Here is a 17,493-nt window from a genome sequence, read left to right as displayed (position 1 = left end):
TTGTGCCGGCGCCGCTCAGCCCCGGGCTGCGGCCGGACCCTGTGCGCGCCACTCGCGCGGCGCGCGCCCAAACCGCTCCTTGAAGGCCCGGCTGAAATGCGCCGCATCGTTGAAGCCCCAGCCAAAGGCGATTTCCGAGACCGAGGCCCTGGCGCGCCGTGCGTCCAGCAGTTCGCGGCTGGCGCCATCGAGCCGCTGGCCCCAGAGGTAGTGCGAGGGGGACTGCGGCTCGGTCTTGAACAGGCGGTGCAGGTGCCCGCTGGACATGCCCAGGTCCCGCGCCACGGACTCGACACTCAGCCCCGGGTCGCGCAGCCGCGCGTCGATGTGGCGCTTGATGCGCGCCACATGGTAGGCCCCCATGGCAGAAGGCTCGACCAGGTGGCAGGCGGGCAGCGACTGCAGGCCGGCGGCCAGCACGCTGATCACGCCGCTGGCCACGGCGGCGGCCGAGGCCGCGGGCAGGCGGTCCGCCTCGTCGCGCAGCGCGGTGACCATGTGGGCCATCAGGTGCCCGGCGCCGCTGCGGCCCGAGACCGTGGTGGCCGTGAGCTGCTCGGTACCCGTCACCAGTGCGCGCAGTTGCTCGCCGCGCAGCTTGAGCACGATCTCCTCGAAGTCCTCGCTGAACTGCAGCGTGTAGGGCCGGGTGCTGTCGTACAGCGCAAAGTCACCGGGGGCCACGGCCGCGTCGCGCCCGTCCTGGGAGATCACGCCATGCCCCCGCGTCTGCAGGCTCACGATGAAGCAGTCGTCTGCCGCGCGCGAGATGGAACGCGGCGTGCGCACCACGCGCTGGGCCCGCGAGCGCACCACCGACAGGTCCAGCCCCGGCAGGTGGTGGCTCTGGATGGAGCCGCCAAAGCCCTCAGCGTCCGGCGCATCGCATTCGAGCTGCACGTAGGTGGTGCAGATCATGTCGGTCCAGTAAGCCAGCCGCTCACGGGGTGGGATGGGGTCTGTACTCAAGAGTTGGCTCATGGGCGGGTCTCAAGCGGGCGGGAGGGGGGAGGGCGGCGATGTGTCCATCATCCTCCTGCCGCGCCCTTTCTTCAAGCAAGGCCCATGCCGATAAACCCGGGGTGGTGAGCCTGGGGCAAGGGGCAGGAGAGTTCCAGTCAAGTGGCCTGGAATCAAGAACCGCGCGAGCCAAGGGCAAGACGGAGCGATCTGCCCGCAGTGAAATCCTGCCATCGCCAACCCCGCCCTTGAAGGAGTTCCCCATGCCCGCCACCCACCACCCCCAATTGCGTGTCGCCGCCGTCCAGGCTACGCCCGTGTTCCTCGACCTCGATGCCACCATCGACAAGACCATTGCGCTGATGAAGGAGGCCGCAAAGCAGGGCGCGCAACTGGTCACCTTCCCTGAGACCTGGATTCCGGGCTACCCCTGGTGGATCTGGCTCAGTGCGCCCGCCCTGGGCATGCAGTATGTGCAGCGCTACAACGACAACTCGCTGGTGGTGGGATCGGCCGAGTTCCAGCGCCTGGCCCAGGCCGCGCGCGACATCGGCATCTGGATGTCCACCGGCTACAGCGAGCGCGCGGGCGGCAGCCTCTACATCGCCCAGGCCCTGTTCGACGACCAGGGCCGCGTGGTGAAAACGCGGCGCAAGCTCAAGCCCACCCATGTGGAGCGCACCGTGTTCGGCGAGGGCGACGGCAGCGACCTGGCCGTGATGGACACCGCCATCGGCCGGGTCGGCATGCTGGCCTGCTGGGAGCACCTGCAGCCGCTGAGCAAGTACGCCATGTACGCGCAGAACGAGCAGATCCACGTGGGTGCCTGGCCCAGCTTCTCGCTGTACCGCGGCGCCGCCCATGCGCTGGGGGCCGAAGTCAACAACGCCGCCAGCCAAATCTATGCGGTCGAGGGCGGCTGCTACGTGGTTGCGCCCTGCGCCACGGTATCGAAGGAGATGGTGGCCCTGCTCTGCACCGACGACCTGCAGCGCCAGCTGCTGCTCGAAGGCGGGGGCTTTGCGCGCATCTACGGGCCCGACGGCGCCTCGCTGGGCACCCCGCTGGGCGAGAAGGAAGAGGGCCTGGTGCTGGCCGACATCGACCTGGGCACCATCTCCCTGGCCAAGACGGCGGCCGACCCGGCCGGCCACTATGCGCGGCCCGACGTCACGCGCCTGCTGCTCAACCAGACGCCGGGCGATCGTGTGGTGTCGCAGGTGCCGGCCGGCATGGCCGCACCCGTGGCGGCCAACGAAGCCGTCGCCGCGGAGCCCGCCGCAGCCATGGCCGAGTGAGCGCACCATGGAATCCGCCATCCCCCCGCACCTGCAGTGCCCACGCCTGCGCCACCGCAGGGTGCCCGATGACTATGTGCCGCCGTACCCGGCCACGGTGGCGCGCTACCGCTCCGAGGTCACGCGCGTGGCCATGGCCTACTTCGGCATCCAGCACCGGGCCGATGCGCTCGCGCCCGCCCTGGCCGCGCGGGCCCTGCACTGCATCGCCGAGGCCTTTGCCGCCGCCACCGGCCCGGGCCACTGGGACCGCGCGCGCTGTGTGGACGCTGCCGGCTACCTCACCACGGTGAGCATCGGCTACTGGGACGACCCGGCCGCCTACGCCACCTGGTTCGCCGAGCATGGCGCGCGCTGGGCCTCCGGGGCCTTCAATGACCCGGCATTGGGCCTGTTCACCGAGGTGCTGCAGCCTGCCGTGGACCGGTTCGAGACCCTGTTCTCAGCCGACGTGGTGGAGGGCGTGGCCGGTGTCTCCAGCGGCCTGGGCCAGCCCATCCAGGAGCATGCCTACTGGGGTGGCATGCGCGACCGCCTGGCGCTGTCGCAGACCGACGGTATGGCGCCCGAGGGTGCGCCGCAGGTCGTCACCGAAGGCCTGCACCAGCGGGTGCTGCCGCACGGGAACCTGTGCCTCATCCGCTCCGGCCAGGACTGGACAGGTACCCAGGGCAATGAGCGCCGCATGTATACCGAAGAGGTCGAGCCCGTGCTGCGCGCCGGCATGGACTTTTTGCAGGCCCAGGGCCGCCAGGTGGACTGCTATGCCAACCGCTACATGGCCGTGGTCGATGCCCAAGGCCAGCCAGTGGACAAGAGCTTCGGCATGGGCTGGTGGCGCAGCCTGGCGGCGCTGGAGCGCTGGGCCGAGTCGCACCCCACGCATGTGGCCATCTTCGGCGCGGCCATGAAGTACCTGGGCACCATGGGCCCGGCGGCGCAGCTCAAGCTCTACCACGAGGTCACGGTGGCCCGGGCCGAGGAGCAGTATTTCGAGTACTTCAACTGCCACCCGCGCACGGGCATGCTCGGGGCCGTCACGGGGGCGTGAGAAAGGTCTCGGCCAGCCTTACCCAGTACGCGCCGCCCACCACGATGTTGCCATCGTGGAAATCGTAGCCCGGGTGGTGCACCATGCAGCCGCCCGGGGCATTGCCATTGCCGATCTGCAGGTAGGAGCCCGGCACCTGCTCCAGCATGAAGGCGAAGTCCTCGCTGGCCGGCAGGGCCGCGGCCTGCAGGGTCACGCGCTCGGGGCCCACCAGCTCCAGCGCCACCTGGCGTGCCAGGGCCGTTTCTTCGGGCGTGTTGACCAGCACGGCATAGCCCGGCCGCCAGTCGATGCGGGCCTGCACTCCATGGCCCGTGGCCGTGGCCTCCACCAGCGCGCGGATGCGCTGCTCCAGCAGCCGGCGCACGCCGCTGTCCATGGCGCGCACGCTGATCTCCAGCACCGCGCTGGCCGGGATCACGTTGTTGGCCTGGCCCGCATGCAGCGCGCCCACGGTCACCACGGCCATCTGCTGCGGGTCCACATTGCGCGAGACGATGGTCTGCAGCGCCATCACCAGGCTGGCGGCGGCCACTACCGGGTCGACGGCCTGGTGCGGCATGGCGCCATGGCCGCCCACACCATCGAGCGTGATGGTGGCGTAGTCGCTCGATGCCATGGCCGGCCCCTCGCGCAGCAGCAGGTGGCCCTGGGCCACGCCGGGCATGTTGTGCATGGCGAACACGGCGTCGCAGGGGTAGCGCGTGAACAGGCCATCGGCCATCATGCGCAGCGCGCCGCCTCCGCCTTCTTCGGCAGGCTGGAAGATCAGGTTCAGCTCGCCGCTGAACTGCCCGTGCTCCGCCAGGTACCAGGCGGCCGCCATCAGCATGGCGGTGTGGCCATCGTGCCCGCAGGCATGCATCACGCCCGGGTGGGCGCTGCTCCAGGCGGCACCCGTGGCCTCGGTGATGGGCAGGGCGTCCATGTCGGCGCGCAGGCCCAGGCGCCGGGTGCCGTCCCCGCGCACCAGCTTGCCCACCACGCCCGTGCCGCCGATGCCGCGCTCCACCGCATAACCCCAGTGCTCCAGCCGATCGGCCACCAGTTCGGCCGTGCGCTGCTCCTCGAAGGCCAGTTCGGGGTGGCGGTGGATGTCGCGGCGCAGGTCGATGAACTCGCTGGCGCGCGCCTGCAGGGCCTCGAACAAGGGGGTGTCCATCATCGTCGTCATTGCGGCTGCAGGTTGATGGAGCGCGCGATCTCGCGGTAGCGCGCGGTCTCGCTCTCGAAGAAGGCGGTAGATTCGGCCAGCGTCATCGCGGGCGACGCTACCATGGACTGCGCCGCGAGCTGTGTATGCACCGCCGGGTCCTTGAGCGCGCGGCCAATGGCCTGGTGCAGACGCTGCACCACGGGCTCGGGCGTCTTCTTGGGCACCATGAAGCCGGTCCAGATCTTGTACGAGAAGTGGGGCAGGGTCTTGCCTTCGCTCACGGTGGGAATGGCCTTGAGCATCTCGGAGCGCTGCGCACCCAGCTGGCCGATGATCTTCAGGCGCCCCTGCTCGGCCATGGCGCCCATGGCCGCGCTGTAGACCAGCACCGCAAAGTCGAGCTGCCCCCCGCCCAGGTCCTGCAGCAGCGGCGCATTGCCCTTGTAGGGGATATGCTGCATGGTGGTGTGCGTGGTCTGCTGCACCTTCTCCAGGATCAGGTGGTACAGCGAGCCGATGCCCACGCTGCCGTAGGACAGCGGATCCTTGCCCGGGGTGCGCGCCAGTGCGATGAGCTCGTCCACGCTGTTCACGCCCAGGTCCTTGCGCGTGACGAAGACCATGGCCGCGTCCGACACCGGGTGCACCAGGCGAAAGTCCTCGGTGCGCAGCTTCACCGCGGCATTGGCCAGCGGCGCCAGGATGGCCTCGTTGGGCGAGCCCTGGAAGACGTAGTAGCCATCGGCCGGCGCGGCCAGCACCTTCTGCGCGGCCATGGCACCGGCCGCGCCGCCCAGGTTCTCCACGATCACCTGCTGGCCCAACTCGCGCGACATGGGTGTGTTCAGGATGCGCGCCATCGCATCCGACGGGCCGCCCGCAGGGTAGGGCACCATCAGGCTCACCGGCTTGGCGGGGTAGGCAGTGGGGGCCTGGGCCCAGGCGGCCAGCGGGCTGGCGCCCAGCACCAGGCCCGTGAGCCCGGCCAGTGTGGCGAGCAGGCGTTTCATCGCAATCGTTGTGTGCTTCATTTCGATCCCTTGCGTACAAATTGGTAGGCGGCCATGGCAGCCATGGCATGCGTTTCATCGACACCCTCTGGCCCTGCAGCGCAGCTCTTTAGGGGCGCGTTTTGCAGGTCAGCCGGGCCATCTTAGGATTGGCGTTTCTGCGCGTCCAATGCATTGCAAAGTGGGTTAGCATGAGTTGAAGTTATTCAATTTTCTTGCACCAGAAGGGGGCAAATCGGCATGACTTTGGTGCAGCTTCGGCACTTCATTTCACTGGCGCAGACCGGCTCGTTCAGCAAGTCGGCCGAGGCCATGCACCTCACGCAGCCCGCGCTCAGCCGCAGCATCCGCTCCATCGAAGACGAGCTGGGTCTGCCCCTGTTCGACCGCATCGGCCGGCGCAGCGAACTCACGCCCTTCGGCCGCCAGGTGCTGCAGCGCGCCCAGCGCCTGGTGGACGACGCGGCCGAGCTGCATGCCCTGGGCCAGCGCATGCGCGAGGGCGAGGGCGGCGCCATCCGCATCGGCCTGGGCTCGGGGCCTGGTGCGCTGTTGATGACCCCGCTGCTCATGCAGGTGGCCACGCGCCACCCCCAGCTCACGCTGGAGATCTCGCGCGGCAGCACCGACCGGCTGGTGCAGGCCCTGCGCGACCGCCAGCTCGACGCCCTGGTGATTGACGCGCGCTCGCTGCAGCCCGCCACCGACCTGCGCACCGAACTGGTCTGCGAGATTCGCGGTTCCTTCATGGTGCGGCGCGGCCACCCGCTGCTGCGCAAGCGTGGCGGCGTGCGCTTCGAGATGCTCAAGGAGTACCCCATCGCCTCCACCCCGCTCAGCGACGAGGTGGCGCGCCGGCTCATGGAGACCTACGGCCCCGAGGCCCACCCCGCCGCCTGCGTGACCCTGCGCTGCGAGGAGATTCCGAGCCTGGTCGAGGTGGTGCGCAAGAGCGACGCCATCCTGCTGGCCGTGCGCGCCGCCGCGCCCGACCTGGTGGAGCTGCCCATGGTGCCAGGCGAGATCACCACCGCGCTGTTCGGCCTGGTCACCCTGGCCGGCCGCAGCGAGGCGCCGGCCATGCCCATCGTGCGCACGCTGGTGCAGGAGCTATTGAAGGACTAGCCGCAGCGCCAGGCCCGCCAGCGCGCAACCTCCCAGCAGGGGCAGCACCCCGAGCTTGAAGCGGAACAGCGCCACGGCCGCCAGCAGCGTGATGGCGACGGAGGCGATGTCCATGCCGCCCCCAAAGCCCCGGGGCCACCACACATGCCAGGCAAAGAACAGCGCCAGGTTCAGGATCACGCCGACCACTGCGGCCGTGATGGCCGTGAGTGGCGCGGTGAAGCGCAGCTGGTTGTGCGTGGTCTCGATCAGCGGCCCGCCCGCGAGGATGAACACGAACGAGGGCAGAAAGGTGAAGAACGTGACCACCGTGGCTGCCACTGCGCCGGACCAGAAGGCGGTGTCGGGCCCGAGCACGTTGTGCAGCCAGCCGCCGACAAAGCCCACGAAGGCCACCACCATGATCAGCGGGCCGGGCGTGGTCTCGCCCAGGGCCAGGCCGTCGATCATCTGCTGGGCATTGAGCCAGTGGTAGTGCTCCACCGCGCCCTGGAACACATAGGGCAGCACCGCGTAGGCCCCGCCAAAGGTGAGCAGCGCCGCCTTGGTGAAGAACCAGCCCATCTGCGCCAGCGTGCCTTGCCAGCCATGCCAGGCCACCAGCATGCCCATGGCAGCCAGCCACAGGCCGCCGCCCACGGCCAGCACGCGCGCCAGGCGTGCGCGGCTGAACAGCGCGTGGGCCGGCGTGGGTGTGTCGTCATCGATCAGCGCCGGCCCGTAGCCCCGCTGCGCGGCGCCATGCGCGCTGGCCGTGAACAGCTGCGGCCAGCGCCGCCCCGCCAGGTGGCCGATGAGGGCCGCCGCGAGCACGATGGCCGGGAAAGGGGCACTGAAAGCCATGATGGCCACAAAGGCCGCTGCTGCCAGGCCCCAGAGCCAGCGGTTCTTCAGTGCCCGTGTGCCGATGCGGTGCGCCGCATGCAGCACCAGCGCCGTGACTGCGGGCTTGATGCCGTAGAAGATGCCCTCCACCACGGGCAAGTGGCCAAAGGCGATGTACACCCAGGACAGCAGCACCAGCAGCAGCAGCGAGGGCAGCACGAACAGCGCGCCCGCCACGATGGCGCCGCGCGTGCGGTGCATCAGCCAGCCGATGTAGGTGGCCAGCTGCTGGGCCTCGGGCCCGGGCAGCACCATGCAGAAGTTGAGCGCGTGCAGAAAGCGCTTCTCGCTGATCCAGCGGCGCCGCTCCACCAGCTCGGTGTGCATGATCGCGATCTGTCCGGCCGGCCCGCCAAAGCTGATGCAGCCGAGCTTGAGCCAGAACCAGAAAGCCTGGATGAACGGGACTTCGGCGGGGCGCCGTGCATCGGCGCTGGGGACATCGGCCTGGCCGGAGGCGGCCACCTCGGGGTGGGTGTTGCTTGTCATCGTGGGCGGGTTGTTCGTATCGGTCACGCCTGCACCACCTGGGGTGTCCAGCGGTGGGCCTCCTGCACGCCTTGCACCTGCTGGCGGCACCAGGCATACAGCGCGTCGTACACCGGCATGGCCGCGGCGAGCATGGCCATGTCGTCGCTGGCGTGCAGCTGCGACAGGCCCAGCGACACGGCCAGCAGCCCGGCGGCCTGGGGTGCCTGCTGCAACGCGTCCGTATCCGCTGCGCGCACGATGTGCGCCAGTGCCGCGAGCGCGGGGTCGGCCTGCAGGCCAAAGGCCGAGAGCAGTGCATCGAAGCTGCACAGCGCGCCTTCGTGCGTGATGGGGGCACCAGGAATGTCATAGGCCACGGCACCGAGCCGCCGCGCCTCGGCCCGCACCTGGGCCGCTTCCACATAAAAGAATTCAGCGCGCAGGTCGATGAAACGGCGCACCAGCCAGGGGCAGGCCACGCGGTCGATCTGGGGCCGTGCGCGTGTGATCCAGCACGACGGCGCCGTTCCATCCACACCCAGGTCCGGGCGCTTGGGCAGCGCGAGAGGCCGCGTTTCGCGCCAGCGGGCCATGTCCTGCGGCGCGTCGGTGCCTGGCTCGCCGCCTTCGAAGCCGCCCGCGAGGAACCGCGCATCCCAGCCCGCCTGCCGCAGTTGCGCCGCGGCCTCCTGGCTCACGGCGTGGCCGTAGACGCAGTACATGACGGCCTCGCGCGGCGGGCCGGATGCCACCAGCCCGGCAAGCGCTTCGGGCGGGCAGTGGCGTGCCGTCGCCAGCAGATGGGGGCTTTTGGCAAAACGCGCGGGCCGGCGCACATCCAGCAGGAGCGGTGCATCAGGCGTGCCGATGCGGGATGCGAGGTCTTGGGGCGCAATGGAGAGGGAAGGGGCGTTGCCCATAGAGGTGTCCACGGATGATGACTCCAGCAAAGAGTGATCAGCACTTGGATGGGACACCATCTATCCGCGAGGATTCGGGAGGCTGGTTTCCCGATGGGCGGATCTTAGCAGGAGTTTTTGGCAGCGGCATGACGATTGGCCTGGCCCCGCACACGCCCTCAACAGGTTCTAAGATGGCGGCCCTTTTCGCACTCACTGCCGCGTTTTCATGCACATCGAGCAAGCCACCTCCACGGACCTGGACGCCGTCGTCGCCACCCTGCAGGAGGCCGCGCAGTGGCTGCAGGGCGATGGCCGGCCGCTGTGGTCCCCGGCGGACTACAGCCCCGAGCGCATAGGGCGCGACATCGAGGCAGGCGGCTATTGGGTGGCGCGCAGCGGGCCTTGGTCGGTAGCGGGCGTCATGCGCCTGGACCTGGAAGACCCGCACTACTGGCCCGAGATCGCACCTGGCAGCTCCGTCTACCTGCACAAGCTGGCCGTGCGCCGCGCTTGGGCGGGGCAGGGCGTTTCCATCGCCTTGCTGCGTTTTGCGCGCGAGCGCACGCAGGCCGTGCAACGGCCTTGGCTGCGCCTGGACTGCGTGGCGGACCGCCAGGGGCTGCGCTCGCTGTACGAAGGCTTCGGTTTCGTGCTGCACAGCGAAGTGCCCAAGGGGAGCTGGGCGCTGGCGCGCTATGAGCTGGCAATGGCGGCGTAGGCACAGGGGGCGCTACGCCGCACCCGGCTCGCCCAGCACCATCGCATTCCATTCCCGCAGCGTCTTCTGCCTTTCCTCGGCCGACAGCTCCTTGGCTTCCTCCTGCCGCAGCAGATGCTGGAGCAGGGGCAGCAGGTCCTTCTGCTTCGATTGCTGCTGCAGGGGCTCTTCCACCGTATCCACCACCTTGTTGTTCTCCACCATGATGGTGCGCAGCGACTGGGAGGCTGCCTGGGTGACCAGGGCCCGCACGGGCTTGTCCTTCTCGTAGGCCAGTTCCACCTGTGTGCTGCTGTGGTCCTCGACCTGGGTGTAGTAGTAGTTCTGGGTGGAGGTGTCGGAGCTGAGGTCGGGCTCGCGCTTGCTGCGCAGCGAGCGGTGGTAGCCTGCGGTGAGGTCGGCCGTCTGCGTCTGGGTGAGGGCGCGGTTGGCGGCAGAACCACCGGAGATCTGGGTCGACTGGCCGATCCGGTAGTCGAAGATGTCGATCTCGTTGGTGTGGCGCGGGTTGGCGGCGCGGCGGTTGGTGACGATGGAGGCCTTGAAGTCCGCCAGGCCCGTGAGCAGGCTGTGGTCCTCTTCGCTGAAGGCGTCGGCATCACTGGCGAGGTCGGCCGGGCCCACGCGTTCCAGCCCGCTGGGCTTGCCGGTGGCGCCATAGCCGCCGTGCAGGGCCGTGAAAGAGGCCTTGAACAGATCCACCAGTTCCTGGTTTCCGTTGCCCCGCTCGGCTGCCTTGTCCACCCGGCCCAGGTACTGCTGCATCGCCCGGGCCTTCTGCTCGGCGCTGCCCCAGATCGCACTCTGGCGCAGGTCGGTCTTCACGGTGGCCGTGCCCTTCAGGGTCTTGAGCTCGATTTCGCGGCTGCCGGCATTGGCCGTGAAGCGGGTGCCCAGCACCATGGCGCGCTCGCCCTTGTCGTTCAGGCCATAGACCTCGGCCTTGAGTTCCACCTTGGTGAGCAGCTTGCTGTCGAACTTCATCAGCCCGTCGAGGTTGAGCAGAGGCGGCTCGCGCGTCAGGCCCTCGATGGCCTCGTCAAAGCCCTTGGCCAGGGACTGCAGGGCTTCGCGCTCCTGCTGCGTGAGCTTGCCGTCGACTTCGATCTGCACGGCAATGCCAGAGCCCGTGGCGGTAGGCGCCTTCTGGTCATGGATGGACAGGCGCACCGTGGCACCCGACTGGGTCTTGATCGTCAGCTCCGTGCTGGCGCTGGGGCGGGACTTGATGGCCCAGAGCGCATCGGTCGCCTTGCCCTGGATGCGGTCCGGCGAGTAGGCAGCGCCGATGTTCACCACCGTCTGCTTGTAGCCCGAGCCCGTGCTGGCCACCTGCTCCAGCAGGGCCGAGCCCAGGCCGGCAAAGCGGGCCTGTTCGGTGCTGGCGCCCGCGTTGCGACCCAGCACCTGGTCCACGGCGGTCTTGGCACCGGGCGGCTGCTCCCACACCTGCATGCGGCCGGAAGCGGATGAGACCTGGGCCAGCGCTTCGTAGGTGAGGTCGGCCGAGTCCAGGCCCGAGGGCATTTGGGTCAGGTAGAGGAAGCGCCCGTCGCCGGACGCCGCAGGCGGGATGGACACGGGCGTGGACGCGGTGAAGTCCGTCGTTGCCGTTGCGGCCGATGCACTGGCGGCTTGCGCGAGCGCCGCACCCGAGTTGGTGGAGGCCTTGATGGTGGCGTTCTGTGTGCCCAGGGCTGCTGCAGAGGAAGAAAGGCTGCTGACTGCACTCATTTTCTGATTCTTGGTCTGTTGATGCGGTTCCGGTGGTTATCGGCAGGGCTTGAGAAAACTGAAGGCCCTGGCCTGTGCGAAGCTCTGCACCTTGGACGAACCATATGGAGTGAAGGCAAGCCATGGACCTGAAATTCAGCCACGTCGATGTTCTGGTCGGCAACCTGGAGGAGGCCTGCGCCTACTACGCGCGGGTCTTCAGTGCGCGCGTCTCCAGAACCCTGGTGTGGGACCGCGGCGGCCTGCATGTGCGCTATGCGGTGGTGCTGTTCGGCAGCGAGCGTTTCATGCTGGTAGAGCCCATTGCCGGCAACCTCAAGGAGTTGATGGACCGGCTGGGCGAGGGCACGATCTACCGCCATTGCTACTCCACCCCCGACATCGAGGCCGCCTACGATGGGCTGGTGGCAGCCGGTGTGCAGCCGGAGGATGAGAACGGCAATCGCCTGGAGAGGGATGGGCTGCGCACACCCAGTGGCACCCGCATCCTGTGGCTGCCCAAGCGCTTCGGCAACTTCTCGATCGAGCTGCTGGAGGAGCAGGAGCTGGAGCGCTTCATCGCGGAATTGTTTGCAGACAGCGCCCGGTAGCGCCTGCCCCTGCGGCACTCAGGGCCTGGCAATGAACGCCTGCTTGCCATGCCGGTCGAAGCCCGCGGATTCATAGAACTGCAGCGTAGCCTCGTCCTTGCGCCCGGTCATAAGCATCACCTTGTAGCAGTCCTGGGCCCAGGCGAAGGACAAGGCATCGTGCAGCACGGCCTTGGCGTGGCCGTGTCCTCGGTGATCGGCATGGGTCACCACGTTCTCGATCAAGCCATAGGGTCGCCCACCGCGCGTGAGGTTGGGGATGAGGGTGATGGTGCAGCTGGAGACCAGTTGGCCGCCCACATAGGCGCCCAGGTAGCGGTAGCGTTGGCTGCCCTGTAGTTCGTCCCAGATCTTGTCCAGCGCATCGCCGTCGGGTGGCGGTTCGTCATCGGCATGCAGGTGTGCATAGAGCGCAAGCAACTGCGCCAGCTCGGATCGTGCGACAGGGCGGATCTCCATGCCTGCATTCTTGCATCGACGGCTCAAGCCCGCCGCCGCCCGCCAAACCAGTCGACCAGAAAATCCGCCAACGCCCGCGTCTTGGCCGAGAGGTCGCTCTTGGTCGGGTAGACCAGGGTCACGTCGGCGGCGGGCAAGGCCCAGCCGGGCAACACAGGCACAAGGCGCCCGGACTCCAGATAAGCGGCCACATCCCAGTGCGAACGCATGAGCACGCCGTGCCCGTCCAGCGCCCAGGTGGTGGCGGCGGCACCGTCGTTGGTGCTGAGCATGCCGCGCACCTTGATGGTCTCCTGCCGCTCACCCTGGTGCAGGTGCCAGGTGCCGTAGGTCTCGTCGCTCTCGCGGATCACGATGCACTGGTGGGCCAGCAGGTCGGCGGGTTGCGCGGGCTCGCCGGCCTGGGCCAGGTAGGCGGGCGATGCGCACAGCACGCGCTGGTTGGCCATGAGCCGCCGGGCCGTGAGGCGCGAGTCGGGCAGATCGCCAAAGCGCACGGCGGCGTCGAAGCCCTGTTCCACCAGGTTCACGGGGCGGTCGGTCAGGTGCAGCTGCACCTCTACCTCGGGGTAGGCACGCGCAAAGGCCGATAGGGCCGGCGCGATGTGCACACGGCCAAAGCCCAGCGTGGCCGCCAGCTTGATCAGGCCGCGTGGCGAGCTGCGCGCGCCGGCCACCGTGCGCTCCAGCGCCTCCAGGTCGCCGAGTATGCGCGCGCCATCGAGCAGGTAGGTCTCTCCTTCGGGCGTGAGGTGGATGCGCCGCGTGGTGCGGTGCAGCAGGCGCACGCCGAGGCGGTGCTCCAGCTGCGCCAGGCGCCGGCTGACCGCAGGCGGGGTGATGCCCATCTGCTGGGCGGCAGCGGCCAGGCTGCCTTCTTTCATGAGCAGGGCAAAGAAGCGCAGGTCCGAGAAGCCGTCCATGGGTGGTCAATTCGTGTGTTGAATTTATGAATGAAGTAATTTTGACGGTATTTATGGCGTTGAACATCACTCATAAGATCCCACCCACAACAAATACCGCAGGAGACAGACCCATGACGACGCTTTCCCTTTCCCGCCGCCGACTGGCCACCTCCGCCCTGGCTGCCGCCACGCTGGCCGTGCTGGCCACCCCCGCAGCCATGGCCCAGGGCGCGGCCTATCCCAACAAGGCCATCAAGCTCGTGGTGCCCTATGCGCCGGGCGGCAGTGCCGACATCGCCGCGCGGCTCATCACCGATGAATGGGGCAAGGCCCTGGGCGGCTCGCTGTTCATCGAGAACAAGGGCGGGGCGGGGGGCAACATCGGCGTGGACATGGTCGCCAAGGCGCAGCCCGACGGCTACACCATCGGCCTGCAGACCGTGTCGCTGGCCATCAACCCCAGCCTTACGGCCAAGATGCCGTACGACACCCTGAAGGACCTGGCGCCCATCGGCATGGTGGCCAGCTCGCAGCATGTGCTGGTGGTCAACAACGCGCTGCCGGCCAAGAACCTCAAGGAACTCATCGCGCTGCTCAAGGCCAAGCCTGGGCAGTATTCCTACGGCTCGGCCGGGGCGGGCAGCACCTTCCACATGTCGGCCGAGCTGTTCAAGGCCGTGGCGGGCACGCCCATCGTGCACATCCCCTACCGCGGCGGCGGCCCGGCCATGATCGACACCATGTCGGGCCAGGTGGCGCTGAGCTTTCCCGTGCTCTCGGCTGCGCAGCCGCACGTGCAGGCGGGCAAGCTGCGGGCGCTGGGGGTCACGGGGTCCAAGCGCTCGCCGCTGATGCCCGACGTGCCCACCATTGCCGAGGCGGGCCTGCCCGGCTACGCTTTCGAAACCTGGTTCATCGTGTTCGCGCCGGCCGGCACGCCCAAGCCCGTGATCGACAAACTCAACACCACGCTGAACCAGGCGCTCAACACCCCCGCGCTCAAGGAGCGCATGGCCAAGGACGGCTTCGACCCCATCCCCTCGACCCCCGAGCAGGCCCGTGCACGGCTCGAAAAAGAGATGCCGCAGTGGGCCAAGCTCATCAAGGAGCGGGGCATCACTGCCGAATAGAACCGCGCCGAACCCCAAAAACACAATGACCACGACCCCGCTTTTCCCCGGCTTCACCCCCTACCGTGTGCCCACGCCCGATGGCCAGCACATCCACGCGCTGGTGGGCGGCGAAGGCCCGCCCTTGCTGCTGCTGCACGGCCACCCGCAGACCTCGGCCATCTGGCACAAGGTGGCGCCCGCGCTGGCGCAGCATTTCACGCTGGTGCTGGCGGACCTGCGCGGTTATGGCGACTCGGCCAAGCCCGAGGGAGACCCGGAACACCAGCTCTACAGCAAGCGCACCATGGCCGCCGACATGCTGGCCGTGATGCAGCACCTGGGCCACCCGCGCTTCACCGTGCTGGCCCACGACCGGGGCGCCCGTGTGGCGCACCGCCTGGCGGCCGACCACCCCGCTGCCGTGCAGCGCATGGTGCTGCTGGACATCGCACCCACGCTGGCCATGTACGAACAGACCAGCAACGCCTTTGCCCGTGCCTACTGGCACTGGTTCTTTCTGATCCAGCCCGCGCCGCTGCCCGAGCGCCTGATCGAGGCCGACCCCGGCGCCTATGTGCGTGACGTGATGGGCCGGCGCAGCGCCGGCCTGGCCCCGTTCGACCCGCGCGCCCTGGCCGAGTATGTGCGCTGCCTGGGCCTGCCCGGCACGGCCCACGGCATCTGCGAGGACTACCGCGCCGCCGCCGGCATCGACCTGGTGCACGACCGCGCCGACCACGACGCGGGCCGCCAGCTGGCCATGCCGCTCATGGCCCTGTGGGGCGAGCAGGGCGTGGTGCACCAGTGCTTCAAGCCGCTCGAAGAGTGGCAGCGTGTGGCATCTGACGTGCGCGGCCATGCGCTGCCCTGCGGCCACTATATCGCCGAGGAGGCGCCCGATGCGCTGCTCGACGCGGCGCTGCCCTTCCTGCTGGCAGGCCGGTAGCAAGTACACAACGACAAGCCCACGATCACCATGACCACCCCCACGACGCTCTACCAGAAACTGGTGGCATCGCACACCGTGGCCGTTCTGGACGAACAGAACGTGCTGCTGTTCTGCGACCTGCACCTGATGAACGAATACACCAGCCCCCAGGCCTTCGCCGGGCTGCACGAGGCCGGGCGCGGCGTGCCCGTGCCGGGGCAGAACGTGGCGGTGGTGAGCCACATCATCCCCACGCACCCGGTGCGCTGGCGCACCATCCAGGACCCGCCCTCGGCCCTGCAGGCCAGCAACCTCAAGGCCAACTGCGAGCGCCACCAGATCCCGCTGTTCGACACCAACGACCCGCTGCAGGGCATCGAGCACGTGATCGCGCCCGAGCACGGCATGGTGCGCCCGGGCATGGTCATCATCTGCGGCGACAGCCACACCACCACCTACGGGGCGCTGGGCGCGCTGGGTTTCGGCATCGGCACCTCCGAGGTGGAGCATGTGCTGGCCACGCAGACCCTGGTCTACCGCCTCGCCAAAGACATGCGCATCCGCGTGGACGGCACCCTGCCCACGGGCACCACGGCCAAGGACCTGATCCTCTGGATCATCAGCCGCATCGGCGCCCAGGGCGCGCGCGGCTTTGTGGTGGAGTTCTGCGGCAGCGCCATCGAAGCCCTGTCGGTGGAGGCGCGCTTCACCCTGTGCAACATGGCGGTGGAGGCCGGCGCCCGCGGCGCGCTGATCGCACCCGACGCCACAGCCATCGCCTACGTGCTGGACAAGGCGCCCGATATCACGGGCGAGGTGCGCGCGCAGGCCCTGGACCACTGGGCCACGCTGCACAGCGATGCGGGCGCCGCGTTCGACGTGGAGCATGTGTTTGACGCCAGTGAGGTCGCCCCCTTCGTCACCTGGGGCACCAGCCCCGACCAGGCCATGGCCGTCAACGCCACCGTGCCCCGGCCCGAAGACATTGCCGACGCCGTGCAGCGCAGCAGCGCCGAGCAGGCCCTGCGCTACACCGCGCTGTCGGCCGGGCAGCCGCTGGCGGGCGTGCCGGTGCAGCATGTGTTCATTGGCTCGTGCACCAATGCGCGCATCGAAGACCTGCGCGAGGTGGACCGCATCGTCGGCAGCCGCCATGTGGCCAGCGGCGTGCGCGCCATGGTCGTGCCCGGCTCGGGCGCGGTGAAGGCCCAGGCCGAGGCCGAGGGCATTGCCGCGCGCCTGGTGGCCGCGGGCTTCGAATGGCGCCAGCCCGGCTGCTCCATGTGCCTGGCCATGAACGACGACGTGCTCGCCCCGGGCCAGCGCTGCGCCTCCACCACCAACCGCAATTTCGAGGGCCGCCAGGGCAGGGGGGCCATCACCCACCTGATGAGCCCGGCCATGGCTGCAGCTGCTGCGATCACCGGCTGCATCACCGATGTACGTACCCTGGAGGTGACCGCATGAGCGCCCAATCCAACACCACTGTGAGCGGCCAGGCGGCCTTGCTCGATATCGCCAACCTCGATACCGACCAGATCATGCCCAAGCAGTTCCTGCGCGGCATCGACAAGTCGGGCCTGGCACCGGGCCTGCTGTACGACCTGCGCTTTGACGGCGCGGGCCAGCCGCGGCCGGATTTCATGCTCAACCAGCCGGCTTTTGCCGGCACCGATGTGCTGTTGGCCGCCAGCAACTACGGCTGCGGCTCCAGCCGCGAGCATGCTGTGTGGGGCATGCAGCAGTATGGCTTCAAGGCCGTGGTGGCATCGAGCTTCGGCGAGATCTTCTACTCCAACGCCATGAACAACCGCCTGCTGCTGGCCATGGTCAGCGAGGCCGACGCCCAGGCCTTCATGCGCGAGGCGCGTGCCACCAGCGGCCCGCTGGCGATGCAGATCGACGTGGAGCAGCGCCAGGTGCGTACGGCGGGGCACAGCGCGCCGTTCACCATCTCCGAGCGGCACCGGCGCATGTTCCTTGACGGGCTGGACGTGATCGGCGCTTCGCTGACCTACCAGGACCAGATCGAGGCCTTTGCCCAGCGACACTGGGTGGCCCAGCCCTGGGTGCGCGACGTGGCGCGGCGCACGCGCGAGCGGCTCGGAGTGCCCAAGCCCACCGCGTGACATAGTGCGCATTGCGCGCGGTGAGGGTGGCGGGGCCGGGCCGTGGCTCTCCTATAGTGG

Annotated in this window: 17 protein-coding genes; 9 read left to right on the top strand and 8 right to left on the bottom strand. The window is 68.8% G+C overall.

The annotated features are described in order from the left end of the window. Positions 1–15 precede the first annotated feature (15 nt). Complete coding sequence (locus HNP48_RS30670) at positions 16–981, bottom strand: helix-turn-helix domain-containing protein (RefSeq protein ID WP_184864535.1); 966 nt, start codon at positions 979–981, stop codon at positions 16–18. Positions 982–1,223: 242 nt separating this feature from the next. On the opposite strand from HNP48_RS30670, the gene HNP48_RS30665 reads away from it, so the two are divergent. Both HNP48_RS30665 and HNP48_RS30660 read left to right on the top strand, forming a co-directional pair. Continuing rightward, a complete protein-coding gene (locus tag HNP48_RS30665; RefSeq protein ID WP_184864533.1) occupies positions 1,224–2,258 on the top strand; it encodes a carbon-nitrogen hydrolase family protein in 1,035 nt (344 codons plus the stop codon). Between the two features lie 7 nt (positions 2,259–2,265). Further along, entirely contained in the window at positions 2,266–3,309 is a 1,044-nt protein-coding gene (locus HNP48_RS30660; protein ID WP_184864531.1) for a phenylacetaldoxime dehydratase family protein, read from the top strand. Here the strand turns inward: HNP48_RS30660 and HNP48_RS30655 are convergent. Further along, entirely contained in the window at positions 3,296–4,483 is a 1,188-nt protein-coding gene (locus HNP48_RS30655; RefSeq protein ID WP_184864529.1) for a M20 aminoacylase family protein, read from the bottom strand. The genes HNP48_RS30660 and HNP48_RS30655 overlap by 14 nt on opposite strands. Next, the gene (locus tag HNP48_RS30650; protein WP_260420437.1) at positions 4,480–5,475 is read right to left on the bottom strand and encodes a tripartite tricarboxylate transporter substrate binding protein; all 996 of its coding nucleotides are present in this window, start codon (positions 5,473–5,475) and stop codon (positions 4,480–4,482) included. Before HNP48_RS30650 ends, HNP48_RS30655 begins: the two co-directional genes overlap by 4 nt. Positions 5,476–5,715: 240 nt before the next feature. Between HNP48_RS30650 and HNP48_RS30645 the strand changes: the two genes are divergently transcribed. Next, positions 5,716–6,600 carry a LysR family transcriptional regulator gene (locus HNP48_RS30645; protein ID WP_184864524.1) on the top strand — a complete coding sequence of 295 codons (885 nt, stop codon included), beginning with the start codon at positions 5,716–5,718 and terminating at the stop codon, positions 6,598–6,600. Here the strand turns inward: HNP48_RS30645 and chrA are convergent. Together chrA and HNP48_RS30635 are read right to left on the bottom strand one after the other, a co-directional pair. Next, entirely contained in the window at positions 6,586–7,974 is a 1,389-nt protein-coding gene (gene chrA / locus HNP48_RS30640; protein WP_184864521.1) for a chromate efflux transporter, read from the bottom strand. The two genes, HNP48_RS30645 and chrA, sit on opposite strands and share 15 nt — an antisense overlap. Positions 7,975–7,997: 23 nt before the next feature. Next, complete coding sequence (locus HNP48_RS30635; RefSeq protein ID WP_311773875.1) at positions 7,998–8,888, bottom strand: chromate resistance protein ChrB domain-containing protein; 891 nt, start codon at positions 8,886–8,888, stop codon at positions 7,998–8,000. Between the two features lie 196 nt (positions 8,889–9,084). Here HNP48_RS30635 and HNP48_RS30630 point away from each other — a divergent pair, with 196 nt between their 5' ends. Further along, positions 9,085–9,576, top strand: a complete 492-nt coding sequence (locus HNP48_RS30630; protein WP_184864519.1) for a GNAT family N-acetyltransferase — start codon at positions 9,085–9,087, stop codon at positions 9,574–9,576. A 12-nt stretch (positions 9,577–9,588) separates the two neighbouring features. Here HNP48_RS30630 and HNP48_RS30625 read toward each other — a convergent pair whose 3' ends face one another. After that, entirely contained in the window at positions 9,589–11,310 is a 1,722-nt protein-coding gene (locus tag HNP48_RS30625; protein ID WP_184864517.1) for a hypothetical protein, read from the bottom strand. Between the two features lie 122 nt (positions 11,311–11,432). Between HNP48_RS30625 and HNP48_RS30620 the strand changes: the two genes are divergently transcribed. Then, the gene (locus tag HNP48_RS30620) at positions 11,433–11,900 is read left to right on the top strand and encodes a VOC family protein (RefSeq protein ID WP_184864515.1); all 468 of its coding nucleotides are present in this window, start codon (positions 11,433–11,435) and stop codon (positions 11,898–11,900) included. Positions 11,901–11,918: 18 nt separating this feature from the next. Here the strand turns inward: HNP48_RS30620 and HNP48_RS30615 are convergent, their stop codons facing one another. Both HNP48_RS30615 and HNP48_RS30610 read right to left on the bottom strand, forming a co-directional pair. Then, complete coding sequence (locus HNP48_RS30615; RefSeq protein ID WP_184864513.1) at positions 11,919–12,359, bottom strand: GNAT family N-acetyltransferase; 441 nt, start codon at positions 12,357–12,359, stop codon at positions 11,919–11,921. Positions 12,360–12,382: 23 nt separating this feature from the next. Then, positions 12,383–13,282 carry a LysR family transcriptional regulator gene (locus HNP48_RS30610; protein ID WP_184864511.1) on the bottom strand — a complete coding sequence of 300 codons (900 nt, stop codon included), beginning with the start codon at positions 13,280–13,282 and terminating at the stop codon, positions 12,383–12,385. Between the two features lie 113 nt (positions 13,283–13,395). Between HNP48_RS30610 and HNP48_RS30605 the strand changes: the two genes are divergently transcribed. From HNP48_RS30605 to leuD, 4 genes are read left to right on the top strand one after another with little or no spacing between them, the layout of a single operon-like run. After that, complete coding sequence (locus HNP48_RS30605; RefSeq protein ID WP_184864509.1) at positions 13,396–14,394, top strand: tripartite tricarboxylate transporter substrate binding protein; 999 nt, start codon at positions 13,396–13,398, stop codon at positions 14,392–14,394. Positions 14,395–14,419: 25 nt separating this feature from the next. Beyond that, positions 14,420–15,322, top strand: a complete 903-nt coding sequence (locus HNP48_RS30600; protein WP_184864508.1) for an alpha/beta fold hydrolase — start codon at positions 14,420–14,422, stop codon at positions 15,320–15,322. Between the two features lie 30 nt (positions 15,323–15,352). Further along, complete coding sequence (gene leuC / locus HNP48_RS30595) at positions 15,353–16,771, top strand: 3-isopropylmalate dehydratase large subunit (RefSeq protein ID WP_184864505.1); 1,419 nt, start codon at positions 15,353–15,355, stop codon at positions 16,769–16,771. After that, positions 16,768–17,433 (top strand): 3-isopropylmalate dehydratase small subunit, encoded by a 666-nt coding sequence (gene leuD, locus HNP48_RS30590; protein ID WP_184864503.1) that lies wholly within the window; start codon positions 16,768–16,770, stop codon positions 17,431–17,433. Before leuC ends, leuD begins: the two co-directional genes overlap by 4 nt. The last annotated feature ends 60 nt before the right edge of the window (positions 17,434–17,493 follow it).

This window comes from Acidovorax soli (genome assembly GCF_014207955.1).
In the GTDB taxonomy this organism is placed as follows: Bacteria; Pseudomonadota; Gammaproteobacteria; order Burkholderiales; family Burkholderiaceae_C; genus Acidovorax; species Acidovorax soli_A.
This window is presented reverse-complemented; position numbering and strand designations above follow the sequence as displayed.

Excerpts from the sequence above, each read along its gene's own strand:
- HNP48_RS30670 (WP_184864535.1), bottom strand. The coding sequence starts at position 981 with ATGAGCCAACTCTTGAGTACAGACCCCATCCCACCCCGTGAGCGGCTG.
- HNP48_RS30665 (WP_184864533.1), top strand. The coding sequence starts at position 1,224 with ATGCCCGCCACCCACCACCCCCAATTGCGTGTCGCCGCCGTCCAGGCT.
- HNP48_RS30660 (WP_184864531.1), top strand. The coding sequence starts at position 2,266 with ATGGAATCCGCCATCCCCCCGCACCTGCAGTGCCCACGCCTGCGCCAC.
- HNP48_RS30655 (WP_184864529.1), bottom strand. The coding sequence starts at position 4,483 with ATGACGACGATGATGGACACCCCCTTGTTCGAGGCCCTGCAGGCGCGC.
- HNP48_RS30650 (WP_260420437.1), bottom strand. The coding sequence starts at position 5,475 with ATGAAACGCCTGCTCGCCACACTGGCCGGGCTCACGGGCCTGGTGCTG.
- HNP48_RS30645 (WP_184864524.1), top strand. The coding sequence starts at position 5,716 with ATGACTTTGGTGCAGCTTCGGCACTTCATTTCACTGGCGCAGACCGGC.
- chrA (WP_184864521.1), bottom strand. The coding sequence starts at position 7,974 with ATGACAAGCAACACCCACCCCGAGGTGGCCGCCTCCGGCCAGGCCGAT.
- HNP48_RS30630 (WP_184864519.1), top strand. The coding sequence starts at position 9,085 with ATGCACATCGAGCAAGCCACCTCCACGGACCTGGACGCCGTCGTCGCC.
- HNP48_RS30625 (WP_184864517.1), bottom strand. The coding sequence starts at position 11,310 with ATGAGTGCAGTCAGCAGCCTTTCTTCCTCTGCAGCAGCCCTGGGCACA.
- HNP48_RS30620 (WP_184864515.1), top strand. The coding sequence starts at position 11,433 with ATGGACCTGAAATTCAGCCACGTCGATGTTCTGGTCGGCAACCTGGAG.
- HNP48_RS30615 (WP_184864513.1), bottom strand. The coding sequence starts at position 12,359 with ATGGAGATCCGCCCTGTCGCACGATCCGAGCTGGCGCAGTTGCTTGCG.
- HNP48_RS30610 (WP_184864511.1), bottom strand. The coding sequence starts at position 13,282 with ATGGACGGCTTCTCGGACCTGCGCTTCTTTGCCCTGCTCATGAAAGAA.
- HNP48_RS30605 (WP_184864509.1), top strand. The coding sequence starts at position 13,396 with ATGACGACGCTTTCCCTTTCCCGCCGCCGACTGGCCACCTCCGCCCTG.
- HNP48_RS30600 (WP_184864508.1), top strand. The coding sequence starts at position 14,420 with ATGACCACGACCCCGCTTTTCCCCGGCTTCACCCCCTACCGTGTGCCC.
- leuC (WP_184864505.1), top strand. The coding sequence starts at position 15,353 with ATGACCACCCCCACGACGCTCTACCAGAAACTGGTGGCATCGCACACC.
- leuD (WP_184864503.1), top strand. The coding sequence starts at position 16,768 with ATGAGCGCCCAATCCAACACCACTGTGAGCGGCCAGGCGGCCTTGCTC.